Here is a 4,279-nt window from a genome sequence, read left to right on the forward strand (position 1 = left end):
CTATTAATAATTAATATTGAAATTTTTCATTTTTGTAGCTTAGGTTACATTATTACATGTTAAAATAGTTTATACTAGGAACATCAGGTCAGTATTTAATACCCGTACTGATCGTTACGCCGGGTTTTGATGAGGCATCGCCTAGTTGATCTCATCACGCTGTACGTATACGTGCGAAGCTTTCACAAAACCCAACGGCGTATATAGATTATATATAAAGAATTACATAGATTAACTAAGTAGTTTAGGCTACTATTCTCCGCAGAGAGGGCTCGAGAAAGGATTAACAATGGCACAAATCGCAGCAAATTTACAACGCATTAAAAACGGCCAACGCCGTTATGCAATTACACCTCGCATTCCTGGAGGTTTCATTCAACCAGAACAATTACAAAAATATATCGACGTAGCGAATGAGTTCGGCGCTGTTCTTAAATTGACTGGCAGCCAACGCATTATGATTACGAATTTGAAAGCAGAAGACGTAGATAAAGCTTGGGAAATGCTCGGCATGGAGCCAGCGTACACTGTTTCTAACCGCGTGCGCAGCGTAAAAATCTGCCCAGGTACTACATTCTGTAAACGCGCTAAACAAGACAGCGTACATCTTGGCATGCAAATTGAACGCAAATATTTGTCTCAAGAAATGCCAAGCAAAATGAAAATCGGCGTATCCGGTTGTCTTAATTCTTGTACTGAAAGCCGCATGAAAGATGTGGGCATTATTGGTACTGTAGAGGGCTGGAATGTATACGCTGGCGGTAGTGGCGGTGCTCACCCACGCATCGGCGACCTTATCGCAGAAGTAACAACTGAAAAAGAAGCTCTTGCATTAGTAGATCGTATCATTGCATACTATAAAGAAAACGCACAAATTGAACGTATGGGCGAATTCATTGACCGCATTGGTTTAGAGGCTTTCAAAGAGGCTGTATTGGGCGACCTTGAAGGTGCTCCAGCTGAAAGTAAATCCGATGAACCAGCTGTGTTCTTGCCTGGTCATGGTAACGATCCAGAACCAGAAGCACCACGCCTCGAAGCAGGTGCTCCTATTACACCAGACACAATCATTCGCGACATCGTGGATACATATCCAAATGTTGTGCCTGTATTACAAAGCATCGGCATGGGTTGCCTTGGTTGCCCATCTTCTACAGCTGAACCATTGTGGCAAGCTGCAGAAATCCACGGTGTTAATGTATACGATTTAGTTCAAAAATTAGAAACTGCACGAAAAGGAGCTTAATATGTCCGCATTCTTAGGTCACATCCATTACTGGTTATATCGTAAAATTCAATTGCTCGTTGAGCGTGAAAACTTGATTTTAGAAAAAACAACTAAGGTTGTTGATGATTTGGCAGAGGAATTACACTCTATCTCCGTAGATACTTACGGTGAACCAATCAACCCTAGCATTCCACTTGAAAATATCATCGACCACGGCAATATCCATGGCTGGTTGGCTAACCAAATTAACATCGCATCCGTTCGCGAAGCAGCTTTCATCAGAGATTTGCTTGATACTAACTCCGGCGACGAAGCTGTACATGTAGTAACAGCTATTCTCGATGCATTCGCAGTACAAGGCCAAGCATGTGGCGTTGTGGCTCAAGATAATCTTGAAGAACACACTGCTCCAGCGATTTACAATGCACTACAAAACTTCTATGTAAATGGCATGCCTTGCGATGGCGGTGACCAAGTGGTTTCTGAAAGCCCAGATGAGTTCACATGGGTTGGTGACCACAGATTACAAGCAGGCTACTGGCGTACAGCGGGCGTTGACCCTAAATTCATGGCTGTAGCTTACCAAACATGGTTCGAAGCTTTTGTAAAAGCTGTAGATCCAAACTTTGAACTTGTAACGACTGAAGAAAACGGCACACGTTTATACTCCATTCGTAGAAAATAATAGAGTATCTACTCTCAGATATATGTACCCAAAAACGAGCGTTTACAGCGCTCGTTTTTTCTTACCCAATATTTGGCTATTTGAGTTTTCTATATATTTCTTCCCTATTTTTCCAAAACTGTAGCTATAGGCACAGCATTGATAAGTAATATCATTTATAATGTAACCATAAGATAAATACATCCTATTATGTATTAACACAACGTAACGTATAAACGTAAGCTTTCAAAATAAAAGCTAGAATTAGGAGGTCTATTATGGCAGGCACAGTTAATCAAGAATTAGGTTTATTATTCCAAGGTCCTAACTATGTAATCGTAAAAAAAGGCGGCAAAGCTGGTGAAAAGGTTGAAAAACACAATCATCCAGAAGCTAATGTCATCTTTACAGTAGTTAAAGGTAAAGTACAAGTATTCCTTAACGAAACTGAAGAACACGTACTCGTACCAGGCCAAGTATTAGAATTCAACGGCGACAACTACATCCAAGCTACACTTGTAGAAGACAGCGAATTCGTTGTAAACCTTATTCATAAACCAGAATAAAAACTAGTTTAAAACATAAACCTTATTAGAAAAGGCGGTTAATCATAATTGATTAACCGCCTTTTTTAGTAAGCTGCCCGTTTTATATAGTTACTATTTTATGGAGCATATAATTTTGTAGAACTTAAAAGGAATTATATATTGTTAGCTCACTTACATCAGACCGTTTTGTATGGCCCGGTGCAGGTACGCAGTCTGGATGTGGGTATCCTATAGGGAAAATGGCTACAGGAATGATATTATCAGGCAAAGCATAGGCTTCTCGTACTTTAGCTGGATCAAAATGAGCAATCCATGTTGTACCTAGCCCCATATCTGCTACTTGGAACATAATATGAGAGCCTACAATACTCGCATCTACCACACCTAAATCCGCATCATCGTATTCTCGTTTCCAGCTCACTGTATTATCGTAACAAACAATAATAGCCAATGGAGCATTAAAATGACCATTAGTGCAGTCTTTAAGTTTATTAAGACTATCTGCTGTATTTAATACAAGTAGTCGTTGCGGCTGATAATTATGAGCTGTAGGCGCTAATCTTGCTGCCTCTAAGATTATATTTACCTTCTCCTGCTCTACAGGTTTCGTATCAAATTTTCGAACCGAATACCGTTCTGTGGCTAATGCTTTAAAATCCTTCATTAGATTTCACTCCTTAATGTTATATCAAACATTATATTTTAATCGGGAAAATCATAAAACCTACTAATTATAAGATTTTAGTATTATTTATGTAATTGATTTATATATAATTTCGAGTCTATCAATAAAATCTATAGGAATTTGTGTAGCTTCTTTATATTTTTGTTTTAATTCATTAATTAAGTCTACAATATGCTTTGAATCGTCATCTCCACTAACTTCTGGCTTAAAAACTCCTCTGCATTCAGCTATAAGAGAACTAACAAGTAATTTATCATTTAATAATAGTGCTGTCATAATCAATACACCATAAATTCCTTTTAATGATTTCTTATCTCTACTTGTTATTTCACCTTTCTCTCGTTTAAGTACACCATTTGGTACGATGGTATATAAAATATTACCTGGTATATTATATACAGATCGACAACCAAAGAAATTTAAACTATGAGCTGCACAATTACGAAAACGACGAATTGCCTCTAATGTATTAATTAATAACTCTATTTTATCTTTACACGTAATCAAATCAGTAGGAAGTAAAAGATTAACAACTTCTCTTTTATGTTTTGTACTTAATAATCTAAATATATTAATAGCACTTCCAAAAGAAATGTTTTTAAATAAAATCCATGGTGGAACATGATTATGATGTTTTAAATAATACTTCGTAGGCTGTTTTGCATTACATATATCAAGCTGTTTATTAATCTCTTGCTTTACCTTTGCAAAGCTAAGATGATTTATCTGTCGTTTATAGTATCTAGCATGTAAATAATCATCTTGATGTACCCCTAAATGATTTGAGATTACATAGGATAGTCTTGTCTTAAATAATGTTTCAATCATTAAACTATATTTCATAGTAATAGATTGAATACCTTTATCTATAAAAGAAAAAATATAAATATCTTCTAGCTTTACATTATCTTTAAACCTGTCATTGGACAACATAAAAACAGATTTATATCCATTCATTAAATCATAATAAGAAGACGTCATAATAAGGCGTTTTGCTCGATCTCGATTAGTAATAATAAGCTTACGAGACTCTAGTAAATTAAGCTGCTTATCTAAATCCAAAAATGGTTTATCAAAAGCCATGATTAAAACTCCCTATATAAAAATCATAACCACCCGTAGAACGGGTGGTTTGCTCTGACCCTATAAGGGTC

The 4,279-nt window shown here is 36.6% G+C and carries 5 protein-coding genes; 3 read left to right on the top strand and 2 right to left on the bottom strand.

All coding sequences use genetic code 11. The annotated features are described in order from the left end of the window. The first annotated feature begins 289 nt into the window (after window positions 1–289). The 3 genes from QZ334_RS07095 (at window position 290) to QZ334_RS07105 (ending at window position 2,458) form a co-directional block, all read left to right on the top strand. On the top strand, window positions 290–1,246 hold the full coding sequence (locus QZ334_RS07095) for a DUF1858 domain-containing protein (protein WP_295233150.1): 957 nt from the start codon (window positions 290–292) through the stop codon (window positions 1,244–1,246). A 1-nt stretch (window position 1,247) separates the two neighbouring features. Beyond that, window positions 1,248–1,913: a hypothetical protein gene (locus tag QZ334_RS07100; RefSeq protein ID WP_295233152.1), complete on the top strand. Its 666-nt coding sequence runs from the start codon at window positions 1,248–1,250 to the stop codon at window positions 1,911–1,913. 257 nt (window positions 1,914–2,170) lie between these two features. Further along, on the top strand, window positions 2,171–2,458 hold the full coding sequence (locus QZ334_RS07105) for a cupin domain-containing protein (RefSeq protein ID WP_004694414.1): 288 nt from the start codon (window positions 2,171–2,173) through the stop codon (window positions 2,456–2,458). A gap of 124 nt (window positions 2,459–2,582) precedes the next feature. On the opposite strand, the gene QZ334_RS07110 is transcribed toward QZ334_RS07105, so the two are convergent. Beyond that, the gene (locus QZ334_RS07110) at window positions 2,583–3,104 is read right to left on the bottom strand and encodes a nitroreductase family protein (protein WP_295233155.1); all 522 of its coding nucleotides are present in this window, start codon (window positions 3,102–3,104) and stop codon (window positions 2,583–2,585) included. A gap of 87 nt (window positions 3,105–3,191) precedes the next feature. Beyond that, on the bottom strand, window positions 3,192–4,208 hold the full coding sequence (locus tag QZ334_RS07115) for an Abi family protein (protein ID WP_295233158.1): 1,017 nt from the start codon (window positions 4,206–4,208) through the stop codon (window positions 3,192–3,194). Window positions 4,209–4,279 lie beyond the last annotated feature (71 nt).

It is taken from the genome of Veillonella sp. (assembly GCF_019414865.1).
Taxonomy (GTDB): Bacteria; Bacillota; Negativicutes; order Veillonellales; family Veillonellaceae; genus Veillonella.

Excerpts from the sequence above, each read along its gene's own strand:
- QZ334_RS07095 (WP_295233150.1), top strand. The coding sequence starts at position 290 with ATGGCACAAATCGCAGCAAATTTACAACGCATTAAAAACGGCCAACGC.
- QZ334_RS07100 (WP_295233152.1), top strand. The coding sequence starts at position 1,248 with ATGTCCGCATTCTTAGGTCACATCCATTACTGGTTATATCGTAAAATT.
- QZ334_RS07105 (WP_004694414.1), top strand. The coding sequence starts at position 2,171 with ATGGCAGGCACAGTTAATCAAGAATTAGGTTTATTATTCCAAGGTCCT.
- QZ334_RS07110 (WP_295233155.1), bottom strand. The coding sequence starts at position 3,104 with ATGAAGGATTTTAAAGCATTAGCCACAGAACGGTATTCGGTTCGAAAA.
- QZ334_RS07115 (WP_295233158.1), bottom strand. The coding sequence starts at position 4,208 with ATGGCTTTTGATAAACCATTTTTGGATTTAGATAAGCAGCTTAATTTA.